The organism is Ureibacillus sp. FSL W7-1570 (assembly GCF_038593265.1).
In the GTDB taxonomy this organism is placed as follows: domain Bacteria; phylum Bacillota; class Bacilli; order Bacillales_A; family Planococcaceae; genus Ureibacillus; species Ureibacillus suwonensis.
The window spans coordinates 1,127,535-1,151,762 of the sequence record NZ_CP151979.1; the positions used below are offsets into that span (position 1 = coordinate 1,127,535).

General features: G+C 39.5%; 28 protein-coding genes. 10 read left to right on the forward strand and 18 right to left on the reverse strand.

What is annotated here, in order from left to right:
* Positions 1-63: 63 nt before the first annotated feature.
* The 3 genes from NST13_RS05465 to NST13_RS05475 form a co-directional block, all read right to left on the reverse strand.
* Positions 64-252 carry a hypothetical protein gene (locus NST13_RS05465; RefSeq protein ID WP_342469048.1) on the reverse strand — a complete coding sequence of 63 codons (189 nt, stop codon included), beginning with the start codon at positions 250-252 and terminating at the stop codon, positions 64-66.
* Between the two features lie 171 nt (positions 253-423).
* Positions 424-1,428, reverse strand: a complete 1,005-nt coding sequence (locus NST13_RS05470; protein ID WP_342469047.1) for an acryloyl-CoA reductase — start codon at positions 1,426-1,428, stop codon at positions 424-426.
* Positions 1,429-1,543: 115 nt separating this feature from the next.
* On the reverse strand, positions 1,544-1,975 hold the full coding sequence (locus NST13_RS05475) for a DMT family transporter (RefSeq protein ID WP_342471278.1): 432 nt from the start codon (positions 1,973-1,975) through the stop codon (positions 1,544-1,546).
* A 165-nt stretch (positions 1,976-2,140) separates the two neighbouring features.
* On the opposite strand from NST13_RS05475, the gene NST13_RS05480 reads away from it, so the two are divergent.
* The gene (locus NST13_RS05480) at positions 2,141-2,596 is read left to right on the forward strand and encodes a hypothetical protein (protein ID WP_342469046.1); all 456 of its coding nucleotides are present in this window, start codon (positions 2,141-2,143) and stop codon (positions 2,594-2,596) included.
* A 310-nt stretch (positions 2,597-2,906) separates the two neighbouring features.
* Here the strand turns inward: NST13_RS05480 and NST13_RS05485 are convergent, their stop codons facing one another.
* The 4 genes from NST13_RS05485 to NST13_RS05500 all read right to left on the reverse strand — a co-directional run bounded on the left by NST13_RS05485 (position 2,907) and on the right by NST13_RS05500 (position 6,012).
* Complete coding sequence (locus tag NST13_RS05485) at positions 2,907-3,548, reverse strand: HAD hydrolase-like protein (RefSeq protein ID WP_342581602.1); 642 nt, start codon at positions 3,546-3,548, stop codon at positions 2,907-2,909.
* A gap of 62 nt (positions 3,549-3,610) precedes the next feature.
* Positions 3,611-3,763 carry a FeoB-associated Cys-rich membrane protein gene (locus NST13_RS05490; RefSeq protein WP_342581603.1) on the reverse strand — a complete coding sequence of 51 codons (153 nt, stop codon included), beginning with the start codon at positions 3,761-3,763 and terminating at the stop codon, positions 3,611-3,613.
* A gap of 15 nt (positions 3,764-3,778) precedes the next feature.
* Entirely contained in the window at positions 3,779-5,782 is a 2,004-nt protein-coding gene (gene feoB, locus NST13_RS05495; protein ID WP_342581604.1) for a ferrous iron transport protein B, read from the reverse strand.
* A gap of 2 nt (positions 5,783-5,784) precedes the next feature.
* Complete coding sequence (locus NST13_RS05500; RefSeq protein WP_342469042.1) at positions 5,785-6,012, reverse strand: FeoA family protein; 228 nt, start codon at positions 6,010-6,012, stop codon at positions 5,785-5,787.
* Positions 6,013-6,383: 371 nt separating this feature from the next.
* On the opposite strand from NST13_RS05500, the gene NST13_RS05505 reads away from it, so the two are divergent.
* Positions 6,384-8,030, forward strand: coding sequence for an IS1182 family transposase (locus NST13_RS05505; RefSeq protein ID WP_342581605.1), 1,647 nt, complete (start codon positions 6,384-6,386; stop codon positions 8,028-8,030).
* 51 nt (positions 8,031-8,081) lie between these two features.
* On the opposite strand, the gene NST13_RS05510 is transcribed toward NST13_RS05505, so the two are convergent.
* Positions 8,082-8,846, reverse strand: a complete 765-nt coding sequence (locus NST13_RS05510) for an SDR family oxidoreductase (protein WP_342581606.1) — start codon at positions 8,844-8,846, stop codon at positions 8,082-8,084.
* 213 nt (positions 8,847-9,059) lie between these two features.
* Between NST13_RS05510 and NST13_RS05515 the strand changes: the two genes are divergently transcribed.
* Positions 9,060-9,197, forward strand: a complete 138-nt coding sequence (locus tag NST13_RS05515; RefSeq protein ID WP_342469040.1) for a YjcZ family sporulation protein — start codon at positions 9,060-9,062, stop codon at positions 9,195-9,197.
* 88 nt (positions 9,198-9,285) lie between these two features.
* On the opposite strand, the gene NST13_RS05520 is transcribed toward NST13_RS05515, so the two are convergent.
* Positions 9,286-10,011: a DUF2071 domain-containing protein gene (locus tag NST13_RS05520; protein WP_342469039.1), complete on the reverse strand. Its 726-nt coding sequence runs from the start codon at positions 10,009-10,011 to the stop codon at positions 9,286-9,288.
* A gap of 139 nt (positions 10,012-10,150) precedes the next feature.
* On the opposite strand from NST13_RS05520, the gene NST13_RS05525 reads away from it, so the two are divergent.
* From NST13_RS05525 to NST13_RS05535, 3 genes are all read left to right on the forward strand, one after another.
* Positions 10,151-10,330, forward strand: a complete 180-nt coding sequence (locus tag NST13_RS05525; protein ID WP_342469038.1) for a small acid-soluble spore protein H — start codon at positions 10,151-10,153, stop codon at positions 10,328-10,330.
* 177 nt (positions 10,331-10,507) lie between these two features.
* A complete protein-coding gene (locus tag NST13_RS05530; protein WP_342581234.1) occupies positions 10,508-12,154 on the forward strand; it encodes an IS1182 family transposase in 1,647 nt (548 codons plus the stop codon).
* Positions 12,155-12,318: 164 nt separating this feature from the next.
* Positions 12,319-13,269 carry an RNA methyltransferase gene (locus NST13_RS05535; protein WP_342581607.1) on the forward strand — a complete coding sequence of 317 codons (951 nt, stop codon included), beginning with the start codon at positions 12,319-12,321 and terminating at the stop codon, positions 13,267-13,269.
* A gap of 199 nt (positions 13,270-13,468) precedes the next feature.
* Here the strand turns inward: NST13_RS05535 and NST13_RS05540 are convergent, their stop codons facing one another.
* From NST13_RS05540 to NST13_RS05560, 5 genes are all read right to left on the reverse strand, one after another.
* Positions 13,469-13,675, reverse strand: coding sequence for a zinc ribbon domain-containing protein (locus NST13_RS05540; protein WP_342469036.1), 207 nt, complete (start codon positions 13,673-13,675; stop codon positions 13,469-13,471).
* A 130-nt stretch (positions 13,676-13,805) separates the two neighbouring features.
* Positions 13,806-14,609: an MBL fold metallo-hydrolase gene (locus NST13_RS05545; protein WP_342581608.1), complete on the reverse strand. Its 804-nt coding sequence runs from the start codon at positions 14,607-14,609 to the stop codon at positions 13,806-13,808.
* A gap of 53 nt (positions 14,610-14,662) precedes the next feature.
* On the reverse strand, positions 14,663-14,908 hold the full coding sequence (locus tag NST13_RS05550) for a hypothetical protein (protein ID WP_342469034.1): 246 nt from the start codon (positions 14,906-14,908) through the stop codon (positions 14,663-14,665).
* 100 nt (positions 14,909-15,008) lie between these two features.
* Positions 15,009-15,770 (reverse strand): formate/nitrite transporter family protein, encoded by a 762-nt coding sequence (locus NST13_RS05555; RefSeq protein WP_342581609.1) that lies wholly within the window; start codon positions 15,768-15,770, stop codon positions 15,009-15,011.
* A gap of 163 nt (positions 15,771-15,933) precedes the next feature.
* Positions 15,934-16,371 carry a GNAT family N-acetyltransferase gene (locus tag NST13_RS05560; protein ID WP_342471277.1) on the reverse strand — a complete coding sequence of 146 codons (438 nt, stop codon included), beginning with the start codon at positions 16,369-16,371 and terminating at the stop codon, positions 15,934-15,936.
* A 332-nt stretch (positions 16,372-16,703) separates the two neighbouring features.
* On the opposite strand from NST13_RS05560, the gene NST13_RS05565 reads away from it, so the two are divergent.
* The 3 genes from NST13_RS05565 (at position 16,704) to NST13_RS05575 (ending at position 19,001) form a co-directional block, all read left to right on the forward strand.
* On the forward strand, positions 16,704-17,504 hold the full coding sequence (locus NST13_RS05565; protein WP_342469032.1) for an amino acid ABC transporter substrate-binding protein: 801 nt from the start codon (positions 16,704-16,706) through the stop codon (positions 17,502-17,504).
* Between the two features lie 82 nt (positions 17,505-17,586).
* Positions 17,587-18,243 carry an amino acid ABC transporter permease gene (locus NST13_RS05570; protein ID WP_342469031.1) on the forward strand — a complete coding sequence of 219 codons (657 nt, stop codon included), beginning with the start codon at positions 17,587-17,589 and terminating at the stop codon, positions 18,241-18,243.
* Positions 18,244-18,254: 11 nt separating this feature from the next.
* Positions 18,255-19,001 (forward strand): amino acid ABC transporter ATP-binding protein, encoded by a 747-nt coding sequence (locus NST13_RS05575; protein WP_342581610.1) that lies wholly within the window; start codon positions 18,255-18,257, stop codon positions 18,999-19,001.
* 399 nt (positions 19,002-19,400) lie between these two features.
* On the opposite strand, the gene NST13_RS05580 is transcribed toward NST13_RS05575, so the two are convergent.
* Together NST13_RS05580 and NST13_RS05585 are read right to left on the reverse strand one after the other, a co-directional pair.
* A complete protein-coding gene (locus tag NST13_RS05580; protein ID WP_342469028.1) occupies positions 19,401-19,850 on the reverse strand; it encodes a hypothetical protein in 450 nt (149 codons plus the stop codon).
* Positions 19,851-19,991: 141 nt separating this feature from the next.
* Positions 19,992-20,492, reverse strand: a complete 501-nt coding sequence (locus NST13_RS05585) for a hypothetical protein (RefSeq protein WP_342581611.1) — start codon at positions 20,490-20,492, stop codon at positions 19,992-19,994.
* Positions 20,493-20,735: 243 nt separating this feature from the next.
* Here NST13_RS05585 and NST13_RS05590 point away from each other — a divergent pair, with 243 nt between their 5' ends.
* Positions 20,736-21,770 carry a hypothetical protein gene (locus tag NST13_RS05590; protein WP_342469026.1) on the forward strand — a complete coding sequence of 345 codons (1,035 nt, stop codon included), beginning with the start codon at positions 20,736-20,738 and terminating at the stop codon, positions 21,768-21,770.
* A gap of 889 nt (positions 21,771-22,659) precedes the next feature.
* Here NST13_RS05590 and NST13_RS05595 read toward each other — a convergent pair.
* Together NST13_RS05595 and NST13_RS05600 are read right to left on the reverse strand one after the other, a co-directional pair.
* Positions 22,660-22,800 carry a hypothetical protein gene (locus tag NST13_RS05595; RefSeq protein WP_342469025.1) on the reverse strand — a complete coding sequence of 47 codons (141 nt, stop codon included), beginning with the start codon at positions 22,798-22,800 and terminating at the stop codon, positions 22,660-22,662.
* A gap of 161 nt (positions 22,801-22,961) precedes the next feature.
* On the reverse strand, positions 22,962-24,110 hold the full coding sequence (locus NST13_RS05600; RefSeq protein ID WP_342581819.1) for a diguanylate cyclase: 1,149 nt from the start codon (positions 24,108-24,110) through the stop codon (positions 22,962-22,964).
* Positions 24,111-24,228: the final 118 nt, after the last annotated feature.

Sequence of the window (24,228 nt, forward strand, 5' to 3'; positions counted from 1 at the left end):
GGATGATATGCACTGTCAAAAAAAAAAACCATTTTGAACAAACAAGTTCAAAATGGCTCCTCCCTAATTCAACATCCGATCGGGCAGTTTATGGTACATATCAAAAATTTCTTCAGCCGTTTCTTTGATAATGTCTTCATCACCTTGATCAATGGCGCTGTCCAATTTCGCATAAATCAATAATAAAATGCTTTTCGCTTCCACTTCGTCCATATATTGAATCTTCTGTTTAACAAATTGAATCCGATTCAATGTAGCCACCCCTCTTTTTCTATACAATTGCAATTATACTAAATGAATAAAAAAATTTGCCATGATTGAACCAATTTCATTGAAAGAATTGTCACAATTAAGAATAACACAAGTTTCATAGAATACAAAAAATAGGCTGCCATGAAGAACTTTCAAGGCAGCCTTTAATTCTTAAGCGTTTAAATCCACTATTATTCTACCTTTTGCTTGTCCTTTCAAGAGAATAGGAAAAGCATCAGGCAACTCTTCCAACGTCACTATTTTATTAATAAAATCTTCCAAATTATTTGGCTTGTACTCCGAAGCCAAACGGTTCCAAACTTCTTTTCTTGTTTCATAATTGCAATATGCGGAATCTATACCGAGTAGATCGACACCCCGTAATATAAATGGATACACCGTTGTCGGCAAGCTTGTCCCTCCTGTCAATCCACTTACGGCCACCTGTCCGCCCAGCTTAATTTGGCTCAAAATGGATGCAAGGGATTCCCCGCCAACAGGATCCACCGCCGCAATCCATCGTTGTTTCGCCAAAGACTTCGGTCTTCCCGCACTGACCACTTCTTCCCTGGAAATCACCGAATTGGCTCCAAGACTTTTAAGAAATTCATGTTCCGATTCTTTTCCGGTACTTGCTTCGACATCATATCCCAGTTTTGATAAAATCGCCACGGCAAAGCTGCCTACGCCGCCTGTTGCCCCCGTTACGAGCACTTTACCTTGGTCAGGTTTCAACCCGTTTTGTTCAAGCCGATAAATGGATAAGGCTGCAGTGAATCCTGCCGTTCCAATCACCATGGATTCTTTTAAGGAAAGCCCTTTCGGAAGCGGCACAATCCAATCGGCTGGAATCCGCGCATACTCGCTATAACCCCCAAAGTGGGAAACGCCGATTTCATAACTTGTTGCAATCACTTCATCGCCTTCCTGAAAACGCGGATCTTCCGATGCAACGACGACGCCGGCCAAATCGATTCCCGGCACAAAAGGATAATTTCTTACAATATTTCCGTTCGGAATGCTTGCAAGACTGTCTTTATAGTTTACACCGGAATAATGAACACGTATCAATACTTCCCCTTTTGGCAAATCGTCAAATGACAATTGCCGAAGTTCAATGGCAACATCTTCGCCTTGTTTATCAACGACTAATGCTTTAAATTGTGACATCTCCATTTCCCCTTTCTGCATCCTATTTTACATAATTTATTCCAACATTACCTGTAATATGAGAAATTTTCATTTAAAACGGCTTGGCAGAATGGGTGGATCCATCCGCTTCATAGAGAAATTATTTATTGAATAAATAAAGCGAAACGATCAGCAACAGAATCGAAATCATTTTCGTGCCGGTGATTGGATATCTTTCTCCTCCAAACAAGCCAAAATGATCAATGATGGCCCCCACGGCGATTTGCCCCAATACGACTGCCATCAATGTGGATGTCACACCGATTTTATTGACTGAAAAGATTAGAATGGATACATAAATGGCCCCTAAAATCCCGCCGATCAACTGCCATTTTGGCACTTCTGTGACGGCCAAAATATTTCCTTTCCCGAAAAAGATGGTAAAGAAGAACAGCACCAATGTTCCGATCAGAAAAGAAATAAAGGAACCTTCTATCAAACCGATTTTTTGGCCCAATCCCCCATTCACTTTACTTTGCACCGCCACCGCCACTCCGCCCAGAGCTGCAATGAGCGCGATCAACAATTTCATCATCAGCTTCTTCCCCTTTTCTATAAACCTGCTAGTTTATATATTATGAAAAACTTAACAAATTATCATTTTCCATGCAAAACCGGCTTCTCCTGTCAAAGAATTATAATAAAATTTCCTTTCAAGTGGGTTATACTAAAGTAAGAATAAAGGAGGTTACTTTGGATGAATTTGGAAAAGATTTATCTTGAACGCTGTGATAAAGAAACGGAAGAAACGGTTGAAATAGAATCTCCAAAATTCTTGGATACATCGATTTCCTATTTCAAAAAGCATTTAAATGAATTTCTTTATATTGAGTCTTCCACTTTTAATGAAATCAAGGTGGATGCCCTTTCCATTGAAGTGGACGATGTGTTCCGGACATATATGGCTTTATTTGGATTAAGAGCACAAAAGAAACATGGGGAAGCCATAAAAAATTATTTGGAAGAACATCTACATACAGATGCAATCAAAAACTACAGCGCCCTTTTTTCTGCTGATGAAGGCTTGTGGGAAATCAATTTGCCGCTGGATTATATTGAAGGCTTTAAAGAAGATATGACCATCGGACAAGCAATCTCTTTGACTTATGATTTTGTGCAAAATTTGCTGGGTCATCTCCAAGAAAATAAATGAGGCTGGGACAAAAGATAAAAAACACCATTTTCTCACGGGAGAAAAATGGTGTTTTTTTGATAATTGAAGAAAATTGATTTCCGTTCCGGGGACGCTTTCCGCGGGCCCGGCTCGAGCCTCCTCGGAGCTCAAACCTTCGCTCCTGCGGGGTCTCGAGACTCGGGCTGTTCCCGCAGGAAAGCTTTTGCTTTGCGACGAAAGCGGAGCGACAGGAGCACTCGCCCCGTCACTCCAATCAATTTTCTGTGATATCAATTTTTTACAAAAAATTTTTTTGCAGCTCGTTCACTTTATTAGTTATGTCCCAGCCTCATTTATCAACGATGGCCACGTTCCTCAACTGATCCGCAATTTCTTTTGGGGAATGGGCTACATAGGCCGGCTTTTCTTTCTCAATCAATTCAAAACTGTCCAGTCCCCAACTCACCCACATGAAAGGCACGCCAACTTTGTTGCATGCTTGGATATCCCGCAATTCGTCCCCGACATACAAAAGATCTTGAGGGGCTAATTGATGGCGCTTCATAAACTTCCGTATCGCCACATCTTTCCCGAAAAGTCTGCGGGCGGAAATCACCTCGGAAACCGAATCGATGTTTTCACGCTTCAATATTTCCACTATATTATCCTTTTTATTGGATGATATGATTGCAATTTCATACCCTCCGGCATGCAGGGATTCCAGCATTTCTTTGACTCCATCAAATAATGGCACTTCCCGGATATGCTCATTAAAATATTGGTGGATCTTTGGCAAAATGATGGACAGTTTGTACATCGGAAAATGATATTTTTTTGCCCTGCTATAATTATCGAGGTGTTGAATCTCCTGCAGCTCTTCTAAAGTTAATGGCAAATAGTTGTATTTTTTTGCGTAAGCATTCCAAGCATTTACGTAAACTTCCGCCGAATTCGCAAGCGTCCCATCAAAATCGAAAATGATGTATTTCATTTCAACTTGGCGCCCCCTCTCAATTGAGAAAAAGATGCATTCTCAATTTAAAATCAAAAAAATTATTTCTTGGAAGGTGGGTAGCAGCTTGCATTGCAATGGTCTGCGATTTCGCAACTTGCACATACACCTTTTTTGCTTTTCTTAATAGAATGATATAACGCCCAAAATGCATAGCCAAAAATAACGATTCCAAGAATTATGCTGATAATCATTAAAAGCCGCCCTTTCTATTGACCAATTCCTAACAACAATCCGCCCTGATAGATAATAAAAGAAATTGTGTATGCAACAATCAGTCCATAAACAATAGAGAAATACATCCATTTTCTTGATCCTGTTTCCTTTTTAATGGTTGCAACCGTCGCTAAACATGGCACGTACAGCAAAATAAACACCATGAAACTGTATGCGGATAATGGCGTGAATACCCCTGATAATAGATGCTGCAAGCTTGCTCCATCCGGTACAAAATAGATGACATTCATTGATGACACAACGATTTCTTTGGCAAGGAATCCGGTAAATAAGCTTGCCGCAGCCTGCCAAGTGCCAAATCCTAAAGGTGCAAAGATTGGAGCAATCCATTGGCTGATCAACGCCAAGAAACTTTCATCGGGTTGTACATTTGTTCCATCAGGCCCCACATAAGTGAGCAGCCAAATAATGACCGTTCCTCCCAATATAAACGTTCCGGCTTTTTTTACAAACCCTTTCCCTTTATCCCAAGTGCTTCTCAACAATGTCCGCACTTGAGGAACCCGATACGGTGGCAACTCGATGACAAAAATCGATTCTTCGGTTCTAATAAAGAAAGAAAAGAGTTTTGCCAAAATAATGGCGACAACAATTCCGAGTACATATAACGATAACACAATCAATGCCTTGTGTTCCTCAAAAAATACACTCACAAATAAACTGTAAACGGTTAGCCGTGCCGAACATGACATTAAAGGGGTTAATAGAATGGTCAATAATCTCTCTTTTGGCTGTTCGATCGTTCTGGCCCCCATAATGCCGGGAACGTTGCATCCAAAGCCGATAATCAAAGGGATGAACGCTTTTCCGTTCAAGCCGACAAGTTCCAATATGCGGTCCATAATCACGGCTATCCGGGACATGTATCCTGAATCTTCAAGCAATGAAATGAAGAAGAACAGGATAAAAATTTGCGGAACAAAAACGAGAACCCCACCGACACCGCCAATAATCCCTTCAATGATCAAACTTTGGATAAATGGCGATACTTGCAATGCTTCCAAAGCTCTTTCAACCGCCGCAGAAAACGGACCGGATAAAATTCCGTCCAAAAAGTCGGACAGTGGTGAACCAAGCCAATCAAAAGTCAATTTAAAGATCAGAAACATCAATTCCAAGAAAATGATGACACCACACACACTGTGGGTCACAATGGCATCAATCAATTCAGTGAAACTGTTTTTCTTGTTTTTTTGTTCCGTTACACAATAATCCAATACAGATTGAATAAAGTCCTGCCGCTTTTTGAACAACCATTGGCTGATGGATTTTACCCCATATTGCCGTTTTATTTTTTCTTCGCTATCTTTTATCAAATAATCAATTAATGCAAAATCCATCATTTCGCTCAATTTATTTCTGACGACAAAATTCCCGTCAATCAATTGGATCGCCAGCCAGCGTCGATTGATCTTGCTATAGCTGGGTAGCAATTTTATGATTTCATCGATTAACTTTTCAATCTCCGGTCCATAATCAATTTTTATGGATGACCTGTGTAAATTTTGCTCGTCCAAATGTTTTAATAATTTATCGCATCCATGACCCGATCTGGCGATGATGGGGACGACCGTCACTCCCAACTTTTCGGATAGTTTTTCCGGATCGACAAGAATCCCCTTTGATTTCGCTACATCCGTCATATTCAGTCCGATGATGAGTGGAGCCCCAAATTCAAGAAGCTGGATGGTCAATTGCATATTCCGAAGCAACTGTGAAGCATCCACTATATTAATAATTCCGTGGAAGGTGCCGTTCATCAAATATTCGGTTGCAACGGCTTCATCTTTGGAAAGTGGATTGATGGTATAAATGCCGGGCAGATCGATCAATTGCCCCTTTTCATTTGATAAATCACCCACTTTTTTCTCGACTGTAACGCCACTCCAGTTACCGACGTAGGCATATGAATCCGTTAATATATTAAAAAGGGAGGTTTTTCCTGTGTTGGGATTTCCAAAAAGTGCAAACTCCATTTTTACATTTCCTCCACTTCAATACAGTTGACGTCTTTTTTCCGCAAACTGATTTGCTGGCCGCATACTTCCAATATATATGGACCGCCAAAAGGCATTTTACGGATGCAAGTAACTTCGACCCCTTCTATGACACCTAGATCTAAAAGTCTTTTCTGAACAATTCTATTTAAGTTTGATAGATTACAAATTCTATATTTTGCCCCTATCTGTCCCTCTGTCAGTTTCAAAATCGTTTTCTCCTCCCAAACAATAACAAAAGTAATATTACAAAATCATCTATTTTAATGTAAAGTGTAGATCTAAAAATAACAAAAGAATATTTTTTGAATTTTTCGGATCACTGTCCTTCGAATGGGGAGGAGCATTTTGTTGTTCCAAAATATAGAAAAACTTTTCTCAAGCGCCTTCATTAAGGATTTGACAAAAAGGGCAAAAAAGATGAGGCTGGGACAAAACCCTCCTCTAAAATGGAAACAGCCCATGAAATGTTGGAATGAAATTTCATGGGCTGTTCTTCATTTTTTCAATAAAAATAAGGACATCTTCTGTTAAAATTTAAGTATCCAACCCCAAAAATTTTAACGAAAGAAGTGTCCTTATGTTTAAATATTATAACATGAATCAATTAGTTTTGCCTTTAGATTTAGAAATAAAATTACAAGAAAATGATATTGCCTTCCACATCCACCATTTAGTTGAAAGTATTCCAGATGAAGCCTTCCAGCCGTTTCTTCGAAATACAGGTTGTCCTGCTTATCATCCACGCATGATGCTAAAAATTATTTTGTGTGCCTATTCGCAGTCTGTCTTTTCAGGTCGAAAAATTGAAGCGCTATTAAAGGATAGTATACGAATGATGTGGTTGGCACAAGGATATGAACCAAGTTATCGGACGATCAATCGTTTTCGTGTACATCCGGAAGTAAAAGAATTAATTCGTCAATGTTTTGTCCAATTCCGTTGCCAACTGGTGGAAGAAAAATTAATCGATCAAGAAGCTATTTTTATCGATGGTACGAAGATTGAAGCGAATGCCAATAAATTTACTTTCGTATGGAAGAAATCCATTGAAAAATACAACCAAAACTTAATTGAAAAGTCCAATCAGTTATACAACGAACTATTGGAAAAAGAAATCATCCCTGAAATGGAGCGGGAAAATGAGGGAGAACTGTCTGTTGAAGAACTCGCTCAAATGGTGCAACAAGTCGATAAAGTCATTACGGAATATGACCAAAAAATCGAATCATCGCCCGATGCCACAGAACGAAAAGCATTAAGAAGCGAACGGAAATATCCGAAGCGAGTGTACAAACAGTTGATTGACTTGATTTTACGTAAACAAAAGTATCAAAAAGACTTCGAAATCTTGGGTGAACGGAATAGTTATTCCAAAACAGACTTAGATGCGACGTTCATGCGAATGAAAGACGACTATATGAAAAACGGTCAATTGAAGGCTGGATACAACGTACAAATCGCAACAGAAGGTCAATACGCACTAGCTTATAGCATCTTTCCAAATCCTACTGATACACGTACATTAATTCCGTTCTTGAATAAGATAGAAAAGGATTATTTTCCGTTGCCAAAGTATATTGTCGCAGATGCTGGTTATGGTAGTGAACAAAACTATGAAGACATCCTTTCGAATCGAAAATGTGAGGCACTCATTCCATATACCATGTATGAGAAAGAACAAAAGAAGAAATATAAACAAAATCCATTTCATCCAGACAATTGGATGTACGACGAAGAAAGTGATACCTACATTTGTCCAAATCAGCAGCGAGTAACCTTCCGTTATCGTTCTGTACGTACAGATAAGACTGGTTTCAAACGAGAATTGAAAATCTATGAATGTGAAAACTGTTCAGGATGTCCATTTCGTTCATCATGCACAAAAGCAAAGGAAGGCAATCACCGAAAGGTCATGGTGAATGAAAAATGGGAACGACAAAAAGAATATGTAAGAGCGAAGCTTTCAGAAGAAAAAGCAGGTTCTATTTTCCGTCAACGTAAAATGGACGTAGAACCAGTTTTTGGATTCTTGAAGGCTAATTTGCGTTTCACTCGATTTTCCGTCCGAGGAAAATCGAAGGTGGAAAATGAAATGGGGATTGCCTTAATGGCCGTGAATTTACGGAAATACACGGCCAACAAAGATCAACTGACCAAAAATAATGGAGAGAAATGGAAAAAGGAGAATTTGAGTTGGCTCAAATTCTCCTTTTTCCTATTTTGAAGCTAGTTTTGTCCCAGCCCCATCTCCAAAATGAATGGTATGAAATCATTTTTAGAATGCGGAAGTCCAGCCGGCATCGGCAACGACAACCGTACCGTTGACGAAACTTGCGTCATCGGATGCCAAGAATAAAGCAACTTTTGCGATTTCTTCCGGTTTACCTGTACGCGGTGTTAATTTATGGGTCATTCCTGAACGCTCCATACCCAATTGGCTGACGTTCGTAATGCTTGCGCCTATGTTTGTTTCAACGGCTCCAGGAGCAATACCATTTACACGGATCCCTTTTTGTGCATACATAAAACCGGTATTTTTCGTTAAACCGACCAGTGCATGTTTGGATGCGACATAAGCTGCGCCGGCATGAGCCCCGTTCAATCCACCCGTTGAAATCGTATTGATGATGATTCCTTGTTTATTGTTGTCCAACCAATAGTTCACCGCTTTGCGCATTGCACGCATGACACCTTTTAAGTTGATGTCAAAGATGCGGTCCCATTTTTCATCCGTAATTTCGCCGACCGGTTCGAAGCCGTCCATGATGCCTGCATTATTCACAAGAATATCGAGTGTACCGTATTCGTTGATGGCTGTCTGGATCATATTTTCAACGTCTTCCAACTTCGATACATCCGCTTGAACCGCCATGCTTGTCCCGCCGTTTTTCGCAATTTCTTCTGAAACCGCTTTCGCACCTTCCAAATTGTAATCCGCAATAATGACCTTTGCGCCTTCCTTCGCATACAACTCCGCAATCGCTTTCCCCATTCCTGAAGCGGCACCTGTTACAATCGCAACTTTGTCTTGTAATTTCATTGAAATCCCTCCAGTTCTTTCATCTATATCTATATTTTAAATTTTCAAAATAAACACTTCAAGCACAGTTGGTAGAAATCACTGTAATTATTCTTCTATATATTTTTCATGTTGGATAGATTCCAAAGTTATAAAATCTCCCACCGGCTATACAAACGTACAGACACTTTTCCCCCTTCATCCATACATTAATACTGGAAGGGGGTGAAAAGCATGGGCTACAATAACAGCTACGGCGGCGGCTATGGCGGTTACGGCTGCGGTTTCAACAACAACTTCGCACTACTTGTAGTGCTCTTTATTTTGTTGATTATTGTTGGAACTAGCTTCGGCTCCAAAGGATTCTATTAATTTGGATAAAGAGAAAAGTTGGCATTCACCACCCAAAACCCTGACCGACACTACGCAAAATCCAAAGTCCCAACGCAACGGTTGGGACTTATTCCATTGAAACAAGCGGCCAAAAATGGACATTCAACTGTTTTGAATAATGAATTACCGGCCGGAAGGATTGGGGATTTAGTCTGAATGTCGAGAAAATATTGTTTTCCATGCCTATCAAATCGATATTCTGTATGATCCATGACTCATGAAAAATATCTCCGCGCAGCAACTTCCCTTTGGGGCCCGTTGTATAAAAACAATATCTTTCCAACAGCCATTCCCCTAAAGAACCCTTTTCCACAGGAGAAGCCGGCGATTGGACACGATATTCACATACCAAAGGGATGGGATGTGCTCTGCTTTCAAAACAAACTGTTTCTCCTGTTCTCCTGAGGGATATATCCATATAAAGATAAGGCAATTGAAAGAACGATTTTGCCGCGATTGCCGCTAATCTGTTACGGATTGCCAACTTAAAAAAATAGATCCCCGGCTTTTCACCCGCTTTCACATAAGTCCTCACATTGATTCCCGGGATGCCGGCCCCCATCGGAATGGAAGGAAGGCCGCGAAATCCTGAAGCTTTCATCATATACGGGACAATTGTCACCCATCCGGTTCCCTCATAAGTATCAAGTTCCAGATTGGGAGGCAAATGCAATTCCAGCACTTCTTTTTTCACCGGATAATGCAAAAACAGGATGTCACTCCAGGTTTGTTTCATTAACCAAGGTATTTTCGCCGGTAATACATATTTGTTTGATGCATAAGATTCGCCCATCGTTCTCCCCAATCAACGTGTTAATCTCTCCATCACTATTCCCAAATTTTCATCAAATTATATCCGGAACTGTGAAAGTATGATTATTTTCAACTTGGCAATAATGATAATGACTTCGTTGACATTGGAGGGTTATTGCATGAATATTCAACGCGCGAAAGAAATAGTGGAATCCGGCGCAATCGCAAATGTTTTATTTAACGGCCAACGCATTTATATTCAAAATGTTGACGAACAGAAAGGGACAGCACGCATCTATCCGTTAGATGACCCTGAAAATGAAAAAGAAGTGCCTGTTGAACAATTATTGGAAAATTAATCGCTTTTTCTTGCAAAAAAGAGGCTGGGACAAAACCCTCCTCTAAAATGGAAACAGCCCATGAAATGTTGGAATGAAATTTCATGGGCTATTACTATTTTTTTAATAAAAATAAGGACATCTTCTGATAAAATTTAAGTATCTACCCCAAAAAATTTTATCAAAGGAAGTGTCCTTATGTTCAAATATTATAACATGAATCAATTAGTTTTGCCTCTAGATTTAGAAATAAAATTACAAGAAAATGATATTGCCTTCCACATTCACCATTTAGTTGAAAGTATTCCAGATGAAGCCTTCCAGCCGTTTCTTCGAAATACAGGTTGTCCTGCTTATCATCCACGCATGATGCTAAAAATTATTTTGTGTGCTTATTCCCAATCAGTCTTTTCAGGTCGGAAAATTGAAGCCCTTTTAAAGGACAGTATTCGGATGATGTGGTTGGCACAAGGCTATGAACCAAGTTATCGGACGATCAATCGTTTTCGTGTGCATCCGGAAGTAAAAGAATTAATTCGTCAATGTTTTGTCCAATTCCGTTGCCAACTGGTGGAAGAAAAATTAATCGATCAAGAAGCTATTTTTATCGATGGTACGAAGATTGAAGCGAATGCCAATAAATTTACTTTCGTATGGAAGAAATCCATTGAAAAATACAACCAAAGCTTAATTGAAAAATCCAATCAGCTCTACAACGAACTGTTAGAGAAGGAAATCATCCCTGAAATGGAGCGGGAAAGTGATGGGGAATTGTCCGTAGAAGAACTCGCTCAAATGGTGCAACAAGTCGATGAAGTGATTACGGAATATGACCAAAAGATAGAAGCATCGCCCGATGCCACAGAACGAAAAGCATTAAGAAGCGAACGGAAATATCCGAAGCGAGTGTACAAACAGTTGATTGACTTGATTTTACGTAAACAAAAGTATCAAAAAGACTTCGAAATCTTGGGTGAACGGAATAGTTATTCCAAAACAGACTTAGATGCGACGTTCATGCGAATGAAAGACGACTATATGAAAAACGGTCAATTGAAGGCTGGATACAACGTACAAATCGCAACAGAAGGTCAATACGCACTAGCTTATAGCATCTTTCCAAATCCTACTGATACACGTACATTGATTCCGTTCTTGAATGAGATTGAGAAGCATTATTTTCCATTGCCAAAATATATTGTCGCAGATGCTGGTTATGGTAGTGAACAGAACTATGAGGACATCCTTTCGAATCGAAAATGTGAGGCACTTATTCCATATACCATGTATGAGAAAGAACAAAAGAAGAAATATAAACAAAACCCATTTCATCCAGACAATTGGATGTACGACGAAGAAAGTGATACCTACATTTGTCCGAATCAGCAGCGAGTAACCTTCCGTTATCGTTCTGTACGTACCGATAAGACCGGTTTTAAACGAGAATTGAAAATCTATGAATGTGAAAACTGTTCAGGATGTCCATTTCGTTCATCATGCACAAAAGCAAAGGAAGGCAATCACCGAAAGGTCATGGTGAATGAAAAATGGGAACGACAAAAAGAATATGTAAGAGCGAAGCTTTCAGAAGAAAAAGCAGGTTCTATTTTCCGTCAACGTAAAATGGACGTAGAACCAGTTTTTGGATTCTTGAAGGCTAATTTGCGTTTCACTCGATTTTCCGTCCGAGGAAAATCGAAGGTGGAAAATGAAATGGGGATTGCCTTAATGGCCGTGAATTTACGGAAATACACGGCCAACAAAGATCAACTGACCAAAAATAATGGAGAGAAATGGAAAAAGGAGAATTTGAGTTGGCTCAAATTCTCCTTTTTCCTATTTTGAAGCTAGTTTTGTCCCAGCCTCTTTTGCTTATTATGGATATAGATTTGAAGTGGCAAACTTGACTTTTTATTTTTTACGAATAATGTGATATATTTAGAGGCATGTTTAGACGGTCCAAAACGACTGTCTCTTTTTATGTTCTGGACATTTATGGATAAAGGAAGATGAAATTGAAGAAACCATCAAAATATATTTATACTTACATCCACCATCCCGATGAATATGAACTTCGGCGAATGGAAATGCGCTCGTTTTTCGGATTCGATACGGAGGAAAATTTTATAATCAGTGAACGCTGCATCGATCCGAGCCGCAGCCCCTTTATGGAAGATCTGCTGGAAGTATGGTATGAGGCAGATCGTATGGAGGAATTGCAACAACTCGTCAAGGAGTTGAAAATAGAAGATGCAACTTATAAAGTGGTATGCCTGAATAGAATGGATCTCGGAAAAACGAAAAAAATCCCTCATCCTGAACGCAGAAAAATCGAAAAACAAATCGGTCTATCCATCAATGGGGAACCAAATTTGAACCAGCCGGATCTTGTTTTTGGATTGCTTCACATCAATGATCGATGGTACTTCGGAAAATCGTCGAAAGCCGAATCGATTTGGCGCAAACATTTACATAAACCAAGCAGTTATTCTACGGCATTGAGCACCCGGGTGGCACGGGCCATTGTCAACATCGCAATTCCCGAACCGGAAGGCATCCGTGCAATCGATCCCTGCTGCGGTATTGGAACTGTTTTAATAGAAGCTTTATCAATGAACATTAATATTGTCGGAAGAGATATCAGCCCGCTTGTTTGCGTTGGCGCAAGAAAAAATATTGCCCATTTTGGTTATGAAACGACTGTGACCAAAGGCTCCATAACGGATGTAACCGATCATTATGACGTGGCCATTGTGGACTTGCCTTATAATATTTATTCTCATCTTTCACTGGAAGAGGAATATAACATCATCCTGCATGCGCGGCGTATTGCGGACCGGGTTTTATTTGTGGCCATTAAGCCGATTGAACATTTGGTTCAAAAAGCCGGGTTTGTGATTAAAGACCGCTCCGTCGCAAAGAAATCCAATTTCATCCGCCATATTTTGTTGTGCGAATAAAACCGTTTGAACATCTGTGTTGATAATGTGCAACGATTGGCAAAAAAAAATCATCCTATTTTTGTGTAGGATGATTTTTTTTGCCGAACAACTTGTTAAAAAATGTTTCCTTACTTATTGTAGTGCCCATGGATATTCATTTCAGCAGCCGAGGAACCGATGGACAGACCGTTTTTTTCCATCCATTTTACCCCCGCTTTTATCCTCCAAAAAATAGGTCCAATATATTGGAGGCGGTGGAGGATTGTTTGTTATAAAATTCAGAGTATCCGCAGTTTTTGCAATACACTACGACAAATTGATTATGTTGGATATCAAACATTTTGGACAACCCTGTGCCCGTCATGGCCACTTCCTTTGTACCCGCATTTCTGCTTCCGCACTTGATGCAACCACTTTGTTTCATGTTCATCCCTGCTTTCCAATAATTTCTTTTCTCATACATACGAACGGCCCGGCCTATAAGTTTCAAAATTTGAAAAAGCCACCATCTTTTTTATGGTGACTTTCTTTTCATCCGAACATACTATTAATTTTTAACTGGACAAGATCGATGTGATAATATGCTTTGAATGCCACTCGCCTCCGGAAACCGTTGATATTTGATATTTTCTAGGAAATAATTGCCGATGAATTTCATCGATGGAAAATCCCTGCTTTGATAAGGTCTGCACTTTATCCGTCAATTCATATAAATACTCCAGTTTTTGTTGAAACGCCTTTTTTCCATCCTTTATATATCCTGCATGGCAACAGAACATTTCCCCAAAATCCAGCTGCAAAATGTTTTCAATGGATCGAATGATTTGCGGGATGCTTTCTTCCCTCAAAATCAATTTTGTTCTGGGTGTCACGAATAAGTCGCCTGAAAAGAGCTGGCCCGTGGACTCATTCAAGAATGATACGTGGTCACACGCATGGCCGGGAGTCTCTATGACGCGCCATTGATAGTTGCGGGACTCAAATGCTTCTTCGTGGGGAAGGGCATGATACGGCGGCCGAATCCCCCAGAAAAATTTTCGGTATAATTTATAATCCGCCCTTTTCCTGCTTTTTTCCACGGACATTGGATGAAGATAAACCGGCAAACCTTTATCGCTTAAATATTTTGCGCATCCGTCATGATCCTCATGGGCATGCGTAATCACCACACGGTCTATGGACAGGCGGTCAAAAAATTTGAGGAATTCTTTTTTCATGGAATGGGCACCACAGTCAATGAGCACCCCATCCTGATAAAAGGAAAATACGTTTAAATGAACTTTTGAAAATGCATTTTTCCCTTCAAAAAGTTTTACATCCCCTACGCTTGTTTCAGCAAAACTTTGTTTCAGAAACATGTCAACACCCCCATTTGCCCATGAAAAAGTTTTGAATGAGCAAAAACCACACTTTAGATTTCCTGGATGAAGCGCACTTCATCATAACCGCATTCCGGACAAACCATCAAATGGGGACAGATTTGTTCTTTAGCCGTATTTGGATATCCATCCCCCATCTTCACCGTTTCTTCATCATTGTAGTGACCATAAGGATCAAGATAATCCGATACTTTCCCCGAATCTTCCAATCGCTTTTGGCAATTTGGGCAATATACCTCGATTTCATCCAATGAATTGCAAAGAGGACATTGTGCCATCGATTCTTCACCTCAACAACATTATTCTCAAATGCCAAAAAAGCATTCCTTCCGTCAAATGAATGATTGTTCATTCGATGGCACAAAAGATGGAGGCTGCTTACTTTTTTAGATAAGCCAAATAATAAAACATGCTTACAAATATTGCTCCTCCCACCGCATTTCCTAAAAATACCGGAACAAAGTTGGAAACATATTGCCCCCACGTCATTTCTCCGGCAAAGATGGCGGCAGGGATGATAAACATATTTGCCACGACATGTTGAAAACCGATCAATACGAACGTCATAATCGGAAACCATATGGACAAAATTTTCCCGGAAAAGGAAGACGTGCCATAGCACAACCAGACAGCCAACGCGACAAGCCAGTTGCACCCGATGGCTGATACAAAAGCTTCCACAAAACTGGCGCTCACCTTTCCATTGGCTGCGCCAACCGTTTTCTCCAAAAAGTCCCCTTCCGTCAGACCGGCAACATGTCCGAAAAAATAAGCGACAAATAAAGCGCCAAAAAAATTGAAAATCGTAATCCAAAACCAATTGCGGACCAGTTTTGTCAGTTTTATACGTTTGGCAAAACAGGCCATGGCAACGGCCATCATATTTCCAGTCACCAATTCTCCGCCGGCAAGCAAAATTAACACCAGGCCAATCGGGAAGACGCTTGCCCCCATGAAGTTTACAAAACTGCCCCATTCCTCGGGCATCGTACCAGTCATACGTACATAGGCAAGATAACCGATGGAGATAAATGCCCCTCCCAAAAACCCTAAAATGAACATTTGGAAAAAGGGCATTTCCGCCTTTTCTTCCCCTTTTTGAATGGCGATTTGGGCAATCTCTTTCGGATTGTGCTCCATTCAAACCTCCCATTAATGAATATTTATGAAATCCATGCCAGATTAATAGATGGAATCAATAAGATGGATATGACAATATCACTTTTCAGAATATTTTTCATTTATTTTAATGAACCGTTCAATTCCCGGTCAATACATAAATTTTCTTTTTTAGAATCAATATTCATCCCTTGAGGGTTTTCACCATCAAATTATGGGGAATCCCTTCTTCATAAAACACATCAGATTGAATCTGATACCCCAGCTGTTCATAAAATGCGTTTGCATGTGTTTGTGAATGGAGTTTTACCTTTGAATATCCTTTTTCTTTCGCAATCTTTTCCAATTCTTGCACAATCACCTTGCCAATCCCCAGTTTGCGATAAGGTTTCAACACACAAATTCTTTCCAATTTCCCAAAACCATTGGTAAACCGTATTCTTCCTGCCCCAACCGGTTTCTGATCGACCAGAATCAGAAGATGGTCGCATGGTGCTTCCAAAGAATCATACTCATCGATTTCATTTTCCTCCGGGACCCCCTGCTCTTCCACAAACACTTCCTTGCGAATGGCAAAGGCTTTTTCCAATTCCTCTTCCGTTGTCACCCGAATTGCTTCAATCATAATTTCATCCCTTTCTCCCTTCTTTTCATCCATCTTCAAAATTCCAATTGTTCCTGCATAAGACTTATCGGTCAGTTATTATTGTACTTATTGCTACATGTTTTTGGAAACTCATTGTTAGAAAATTTAAACTAATCCATTTTTGTTAGAATGTCAAATTTTTTGGCTAGACATAGTTCCCAATGGCGGTTACTATATAAGACGAAGGTATTATAAAAAAACTGAAGTTTTGTATTAGTTTTTAACACGAACGTTCGTGTTGCATTTTTTTTGCTAATGCACTTTAGTTTACTAAATCGTTAGATTACTAATATCAAGGAGAGTATGATATGAAGCGTATATTCACTTTATTATTCCTAATGGCAATGACAGTAATGGTTTTAGCTGCATGTGGTTCAGCTTCAGATGATGAAAAGAATGGATCAAAAGAAGAACCAGCGGATAAAGAAAAATTGATCATCGGTATTGATGACCATTTTGCACCAATGGGATTCCGTGATGAAAATAATGAAATCGTCGGTTTTGATATCGACATGGCCCGTGCCGCAGCTGAAAAAATGGGTGTGGAAGTGGAATTCCAACCAATCGATTGGTCAACAAAAGAAAGCGAATTATCCAGCGGCCGCATCGACTTGATTTGGAACGGTTACACAATTACTGATGAACGTAAAGAAAAAGTCTTGTTCACAAAACCTTATTTGGAAAACGCTCAAGTGGTTGTAACTTTGGCTGATTCCCCTATCAAGAAAATCGATGAACTTGCCGGCAAACAAGTGGGGGTACAAGCATTATCCTCCGCCTTGGATGCATTAAATGAACATCCAATCAGCAAAGAAGTGAAACTGAACGAATATAAAGACAATGTGCTTGCATTACAAGATTTGAAAAATGGCCGTGTGGATGCGGTTGTAATTGACAAAGTCGTCATTGAATATTACATGACACAAGAACCGGATACATTCAAAATCTTGGATGAAGAACTTGCTCCAGAACAATATGGTGTAGGTGTGAAAAAAGGAAACGAAGCATTGCTTGAAAAATTGCAAGCCGCTTTGGATGAAATGAATGAAGATGGCACTGCCGCTGAAATTTCCGAAAAATGGTTCGGTGAAGATAGAGTATTAAAATAATGTTATGATAGAATAAGAGGTCCAATATTTCGATAAGAGTTTCCATAGGATATGGAACTCTTATTTTTTGGGAGGAAACATCATGGTTGATTATTGGAACAGGATTATTTGGCCGATGTTGGAAGGAGCTCAAATGACCGTTTTGCTCTTCTTCATCGCCATACTCATATCAATTCCATTGGGCTTTTTGCTCACTCTGGCTGTGCGCAGCCGCTTTAAGCCCCTCTCCTGGCTTGCCCAACTCTATATTACGGTTATGCGCGGCACTCCCCTTCTTTTACAATTGCTGTTAATCTGCTTTGGCCTGCCGATGATTCCGGTGATAGGGGAATATTTAGTCTTTGACCGATTCGTTGCGGCATGTATTGGATTTGTATTAAACTATGCCGCTTATTTTGCAGAAATCTTCCGTGGGGGACTACTATCCATCGATAAAGGACAATATGAAGCGGCGAAAGTGCTCGGCTTGACAAAATGGCAAACGACAACGCGCGTCATTCTGCCCCAAATGTTCCGTGTCGCACTGCCGGCAGTCGCCAATGAATCCATTACGCTCATTAAAGATACGGCTTTGCTTTACGCCGTTGCGGTGCCGGAACTCTTGCACTTTGCCCAAACAGCGGTGAACCGGGAATTCACCATTGTCCCTTACTTTATTGCCGGGCTCATCTACTTGGCGATGACGCTCGTATTGACCGTATTCTTTAAATGGCTGGAACGTCGATATAAATACGAATAGAGGTGAAAATCATGGCGTTGATTGAAGTATCAAACTTAAAAAAATCCTTTGGAAATCAGGAAGTGTTAAAATCCATCACATTTTCCGTGGATAAAAAGGAAGTGGTCGCGATCATCGGGCCATCCGGATCAGGAAAAAGCACGTTGTTGCGGAGCTTGATTCATTTGGAAGAAATCGATGACGGAAGTATTTGTATCGACGGAGACTTTTTAGTGAAAAACGGCCAATATGCAAAACTGGCAGAAATCCGAAAAATAACCGGAAAAATGGGCATGGTGTTTCAACATTTTAACTTGTTCCCCCATTTGACGGTGAAAGAAAATCTGATGTTGGCGCCGAAACTTCGAAAAACGGAGTCCATGGCGGAAATCGAAAAACGTTGTATCGACTTGCTGCAGAAAGTTGGTTTATCCGATAAAGCGGATGCCTATCCAAGCAATCTTTCCGGCGGTCAAAAACAGCGTGTTGCCATCGCCCGGGCACTGATGTTAAACCCGCAGATCCTGCTTTTTGATGAGCCGACTTCGGCCCTTGACCCGGAACTGACAGGGGAAGTATTGAAGGTCATGAAAGATTTGGCGGAGGAACATATGACAATGATTGTTGTCACCCATGAGATGGGCTTTGCACGGGAAGTGGCAAATCGCGTCATATTTATGGATGGCGGTGAAATTATCGAAGAAAATGAACCGGAACAATTCTTCCTACAACCTCAACATGAACGCACAAAATCGTTCTTGCATAAAAACTGGAAATAATCGGAGGACCGGAACGTAAGAAAAATAAAAGAGGTAGCGGTATCATATATCCAAAAAGAATGGGACAAAACCATCTTCAAAAATATAAACAGCCCATGAAATTTCAAAATAAAATTTCATGGGCTGTTCTTGATTTTCAATTTATAGCATATGAAAAATACATACAGATCAAACAGGTTTCTAATGAAAAACCTATGATTGTGGAAACTGTTCAGTCTGTCCGTTTCGTTCAGCCATATAAAAGCAACAATTGAAAAGCCATGGTGAATGAAAAATGGGAACTACAAATAATACTGGATAGAAACAGAAAAAGAAGAATTTGAAATGACTCAAATTCTTCTTTTTCCATCTTGAAGCCAGGTCACGTCCCAGCCCCTTTTAAATTTTCACAGCCTCTGATTAATTTAAAACAACTGTTTCGCTGAACAAAATGCCAAAATATCGATATCGGATATGTACATTGTGAATATCTTCATCATGGCTTACTTTAAGGCTGTATTTGGTTGATGATTCCCCTGGATTTGTACCTTTTGGAATGGAAACCTCATCAATCTCTTTTAATTCGGCATCTTCCCCCGCTTCCGGATCTTCATCTACGGCCGCTGCAAAATCTTTCAAAGATTTGCCCACTTGAATTTTCGCATCTTTCGGAACTGCATGATTATTTATTTGTACACTGTCCACTTTTAAATCTCTAAAGCCTTTGTTCCCTAATTCGATAACAACCGAATCATGATTTTCGCCGATTTCAATGTCACCGGTAGTCAAAGGGGGCGCCGACTTCAAATAGATGAAGAATCCTCCCGCCAAAACCACAAATATTAGCGCAACAAGCAGTAATTTTTTCAATGCGATCATCCTTTTGTAGTAATTATCGTACTGATCATGCCTATTTTAGTTTATACCACCTTCAAACAAAATTGTAGAATGGAAAAGTTAAAACTCTGTGAAAACTCATTAGGTTGGTTCAGATGCGCCGATCTTTTCAACTCATTGGATGAATATGGCCGTTTCTCCAATCTTAAATTCTTTGCGTTTCTCCTTTCCATCTTCCGTCCATGTCACAATAAACATGCCTTCATTCAACAAATCAATCAGTTCATCTTCAGAAATTTCCCCCATATAAAGGACGATTTCCTGTTTTGCCGTATATTCCTTTCGCTTTGTATCATCATATTCAAAACCTTCGCCCGACCAATATACATCCGTAGTCAACAGTTGGCTGAACGGCTCGGTCAATTCCGTTTGAATATTTTCTACCCCGTCCGAATATTTAAATTTAAATGTAAAAAGCAGGTTCCGGAAATTTTTTTGTTCCGGATGGTCCACATATTCCAATGCCCCCAATGTTTGGTAAGTTTCGTCATCGATCGGCCTGATTTCCGTGCGGACCTCCATATCCGAATGGAGCATGTAATAAAGATACCCTGCAAAAAAAAGAATGAGAAAAAGCAACAACGAAACGATTAATGCAATCATTTTCTTTTTCAATTTTCAACACCCTCTCCTGCAATTGAACTTTCCATCATGATATTGTTATATATGTTTCTCGTGTAAAGATTAATTTCCTTTTATTTGTAAAATTTTTTTATATCAACGATTCATTTCATTCTCAGTATCCCAATAAAACAAATATTTACTCTTCATCTGTACGTAAACCTTTCCGCCGCAATTTGACACAATCCGATGGACTCTATATGATCGATTTAGATGATCAGAAAGGTGACGGTACAAATGAAACCACCATTGACGAAAGAAGAACGCGAATCCCTATACCCTTATGCAACCCAAGAACAGCTTGATTTCCTAATGAAACATGTCAAACAAGGTTTTCGCACAAAGTTTTTTAATCTGATGGCAGAGAAAAAAGTGACGCTCGTCCGTTCACAAGATATTTCACTGGAGGAAATTGAAAAAGACGCCAGCCATTGGATTCTCGATCATTACATTGATCACGGCAAAGGCAACTACCTTGGAAGATGCGCCTGCAATAGAAAATTGAGACGCATTTTTACAGTGAAACATGAAATCACCGGAAAAACCATCGATTATGGCGAAGAACATTTCATGCAATTTTTAAGCATCGACAAAGACATTTTAAGAGATCTTATTAAAGATTTTTCTCTCATCAATTTGGAAATGGATGAATTGCTGATCAAAATAAAAGAAAACCGCTATGGTTATGAATTACTGGAAACCACCTTCCACGGGATGGATTTGCCTGAAGATATCCAGGCGCACATCCATGCAAATGTTCCTTTGTTGGATCGGCAAATCGAGCGTTTATATCGGAAACTGAGAAAAATGGAAAAAGAGATGCGGAAAGCGCAAGAAGAGGCGTTAATGAAGGCTTTCATCGAAGAAAAAAATCATATGCTTGAACAATTGGAACAAGAAAGAAAAAAATTGGAAGAAATAGTGGAGCGGGTGCGCCGTTCACTTCCGCCCAATGCAACGAAAGAAATGATCGCTTATCAGCTGGTGCTAAATGGAATCCACAGCACCGTTGAAATCTGCCATATATTAATCGATTACTTCGGCCAAGATGGCACCCTATCCGCAGGCATACATAAAAGACCAAGAATTTTGCCATCTATTCTTCAGTATTTTCTCGAACAAACGGAAAAAGGCCATTTAATTTTAGTTGAAAAATTGGGTGTGACCGATTGCATATTCAAACCGAATGATGATCTATTCAACATCGAATTGGAAATGGAAGAAAATGATGAGGCCAATCAAGAGGAAGAACAGCTGTCTTTGTTTTTTTGACGTGTCATCTCAAGGGGGCGTCTGAAAAAACATTTGGGTCGACCCGCCCCCTTGTGGCTGTTGCGCGCGGTTAGCCACAGATAAATCTATTACAATCGCTGAAAATACATTGGACATGGGTGGAGCCTTTGATGCGGCCACCGCGGGAGCAAAAATCTTAAAAAATATCGGAAGTGAGGGCTGCCATGAAAATTATTACTTTCCGGACAGTCCCCTTTCTCTCTACTGAAAAAGTTATTTTTTACAATTAAGGTGGAGGTCAATAGGTAAAGAATACTTCCTTCAGCAAACAATGATTACATTCATCGTTTAAGAAATACCGGAAAGAAAAGTGGCAACCGGATTGTTGCCCTTCAAAAATATTAGATGGCGAATACGAGTTATTATTTAATCAAGTTTTTTAGAAAACATTGTCAACGTTGGTATAGTAATTAATGAAATCATCCGGGACAATTGTTGCTGAAAAAAATATTCTTTACGCTATACCTAAATTATCTATCAATTTTTTGATAATGAAAATACTGAAAACATAATTAACGATTTTTCTGACAAAACCTTCTCGTACTAAGGACTTAGTAAGAAATTTTCGCAATATTTTATCCACAAGTATCTTATAGTAAAATAATCACTGATTCATTCAATCAAAGCCCATTTATTATTACTTTCAGCCCTTCCAATTTTCCTATCCCCACCAATGGCGTCAATTGCATCACCCGCGCATCCGGTTCCAACCGGCAATTGACTATTCGATCGTTTTATCTCAACCAGTTTTTTTCCACAGCCTGTCTATCATAAAAGTACAGTCTGCAAAAAATGGGGAAATCCCCATTCAGGAACATGTTCCCTTTCCTGATGGGGAGCATCATTCAATTGGATCTTTCATCAAATTTTATGATTTGTCATTGGTTTTACGGTTTCGGATATTGGCGACATGGTGGTCAAATTCTCTCGCCAATTCTTCCGCCCTTTTTCTACGATTTTCCTTTTGGCTTCCTTTGTTAAAGTTCATTTTATGTTTTCTTTTCATCATTTTCACCTCCGTTGTCTTAGTTTGTACAACTTCAGTGAAAATGCTAATGCCACTATCTAGGCACATCTTCATTAATTGACAAAAAAAGAATGGGGAATCGCCGCTTCAACCTTCATAAAATGCATGCTTTGATTACTTTCGATTGTTATCCATACGGGCCATTAAATCCTTTTCTTTTTATATTTTTCAGCATACATCATTCTGTCGGCTTCTTTGAAAGTTTTTTTCATGTAACCAATTGAATGGGGTGAAAACGCCCATCCCATCGACAATTCAATCGGCAAATTCACATGGGTCCGGTTATATTCATCAATGGTTTTCCGGATTTTTGTAAATATGGTTTTCACATTGCTCTCGGTTGTATTTTCGATTAAAATGACAAACTCGTCCCCGCCGTATCTGGCAACGGTTTCGGATTGAAGCGAATTTTTCAATAAATTCCCCATTTGTATCAACAATTTATCACCATATGTATGACCAAGCGAATCATTAATATGTTTCAAATTATCCAAATCGCAAATAATAATACCGATGGGCCTGTCATCCCTCGTATTTAATTTTTCCTCCTGTTTTTCATAATAATTCCGGTTAAAGAGACTGGTTAAACTATCGTAAAAACTGAGTTCCTTCAGCTTCTTTTCAAGCGCTATCCGATCGGAAACATCCCGGCTAAATCCGGCAATCTTTTCCAACTTCCCCTTATGATTATAAAAAGGGATGACCCGGTCTTCACACCAAATATATTGGCCGTTTTTTTTCATATATCTTGCTTGAAACGGTTCACTGAAATTGGTGGTGCCGGTTATTTTTTTTAATTGGACATGCAGGTCTTCAGGGTGCACGATTTTAAATGGAAGGTCAGGATCGTGGTAAAAATCTTCCAAAGAATATCCTGTTTCCCGCTCCATGGCACTGTTGACATATAAAAATTTTCTTTCCGGAAGGATTTGATACATATAAACGACATCATCCGTATTTTCCAATATCATTCGAAACCGTTTTTCTGATTCTTCAATCTGTTTATATTTCGTAATGTCAATGAGTGACATTTTAGCCCCTCCAATTGCATCAGGAACAACGAATACATCAAAGGTGCGGACATTTCCCTTTTTCCCACGCAGTTGGATTTCAATTATTCCTCTGAATTGAAGAAGGTTTTCATGAAAATCGACTGTATATTGATAAAAGTTGGAACCAATCATTTCATCTTGTTCATACCCTAATAAGTCGGAACAATTTTCACTAATGTTTGTGATGGTGTGAAGTTGATCAATCTCCATGAAAAGTTCTCTGCTTATATCCTGCTTCATGATATCCACATACATTCGTCCTTTATTTAATTTTTAAATTATCAATAATGATATATATTTTTTTATTATAGTACAAACAATCTACCATTTATATGATATAAATCACATAACTGCAAAT

Coding starts and splice junctions, on each gene's coding strand:
- NST13_RS05595 (WP_342469025.1), bottom strand. CDS start 22,800: ATGATGAAAAGAAAACATAAAATGAACTTTAACAAAGGAAGCCAAAAG.
- NST13_RS05535 (WP_342581607.1), top strand. CDS start 12,319: ATGAAATTGAAGAAACCATCAAAATATATTTATACTTACATCCACCAT.
- NST13_RS05490 (WP_342581603.1), bottom strand. CDS start 3,763: ATGATTATCAGCATAATTCTTGGAATCGTTATTTTTGGCTATGCATTT.
- NST13_RS05550 (WP_342469034.1), bottom strand. CDS start 14,908: ATGGCACAATGTCCTCTTTGCAATTCATTGGATGAAATCGAGGTATAT.
- NST13_RS05555 (WP_342581609.1), bottom strand. CDS start 15,770: ATGGAGCACAATCCGAAAGAGATTGCCCAAATCGCCATTCAAAAAGGG.
- NST13_RS05480 (WP_342469046.1), top strand. CDS start 2,141: ATGAATTTGGAAAAGATTTATCTTGAACGCTGTGATAAAGAAACGGAA.
- NST13_RS05470 (WP_342469047.1), bottom strand. CDS start 1,428: ATGGAGATGTCACAATTTAAAGCATTAGTCGTTGATAAACAAGGCGAA.
- NST13_RS05540 (WP_342469036.1), bottom strand. CDS start 13,675: ATGAAACAAAGTGGTTGCATCAAGTGCGGAAGCAGAAATGCGGGTACA.
- feoB (WP_342581604.1), bottom strand. CDS start 5,782: ATGGAGTTTGCACTTTTTGGAAATCCCAACACAGGAAAAACCTCCCTT.
- NST13_RS05510 (WP_342581606.1), bottom strand. CDS start 8,846: ATGAAATTACAAGACAAAGTTGCGATTGTAACAGGTGCCGCTTCAGGA.
- NST13_RS05545 (WP_342581608.1), bottom strand. CDS start 14,609: ATGTTTCTGAAACAAAGTTTTGCTGAAACAAGCGTAGGGGATGTAAAA.
- NST13_RS05575 (WP_342581610.1), top strand. CDS start 18,255: ATGGCGTTGATTGAAGTATCAAACTTAAAAAAATCCTTTGGAAATCAG.
- NST13_RS05590 (WP_342469026.1), top strand. CDS start 20,736: ATGAAACCACCATTGACGAAAGAAGAACGCGAATCCCTATACCCTTAT.
- NST13_RS05505 (WP_342581605.1), top strand. CDS start 6,384: ATGTTTAAATATTATAACATGAATCAATTAGTTTTGCCTTTAGATTTA.
- NST13_RS05520 (WP_342469039.1), bottom strand. CDS start 10,011: ATGGGCGAATCTTATGCATCAAACAAATATGTATTACCGGCGAAAATA.
- NST13_RS05530 (WP_342581234.1), top strand. CDS start 10,508: ATGTTCAAATATTATAACATGAATCAATTAGTTTTGCCTCTAGATTTA.
- NST13_RS05570 (WP_342469031.1), top strand. CDS start 17,587: ATGGTTGATTATTGGAACAGGATTATTTGGCCGATGTTGGAAGGAGCT.
- NST13_RS05475 (WP_342471278.1), bottom strand. CDS start 1,975: ATGAAATTGTTGATCGCGCTCATTGCAGCTCTGGGCGGAGTGGCGGTG.
- NST13_RS05485 (WP_342581602.1), bottom strand. CDS start 3,548: ATGAAATACATCATTTTCGATTTTGATGGGACGCTTGCGAATTCGGCG.
- NST13_RS05515 (WP_342469040.1), top strand. CDS start 9,060: ATGGGCTACAATAACAGCTACGGCGGCGGCTATGGCGGTTACGGCTGC.
- NST13_RS05565 (WP_342469032.1), top strand. CDS start 16,704: ATGAAGCGTATATTCACTTTATTATTCCTAATGGCAATGACAGTAATG.
- NST13_RS05525 (WP_342469038.1), top strand. CDS start 10,151: ATGAATATTCAACGCGCGAAAGAAATAGTGGAATCCGGCGCAATCGCA.
- NST13_RS05600 (WP_342581819.1), bottom strand. CDS start 24,110: ATGAAGCAGGATATAAGCAGAGAACTTTTCATGGAGATTGATCAACTT.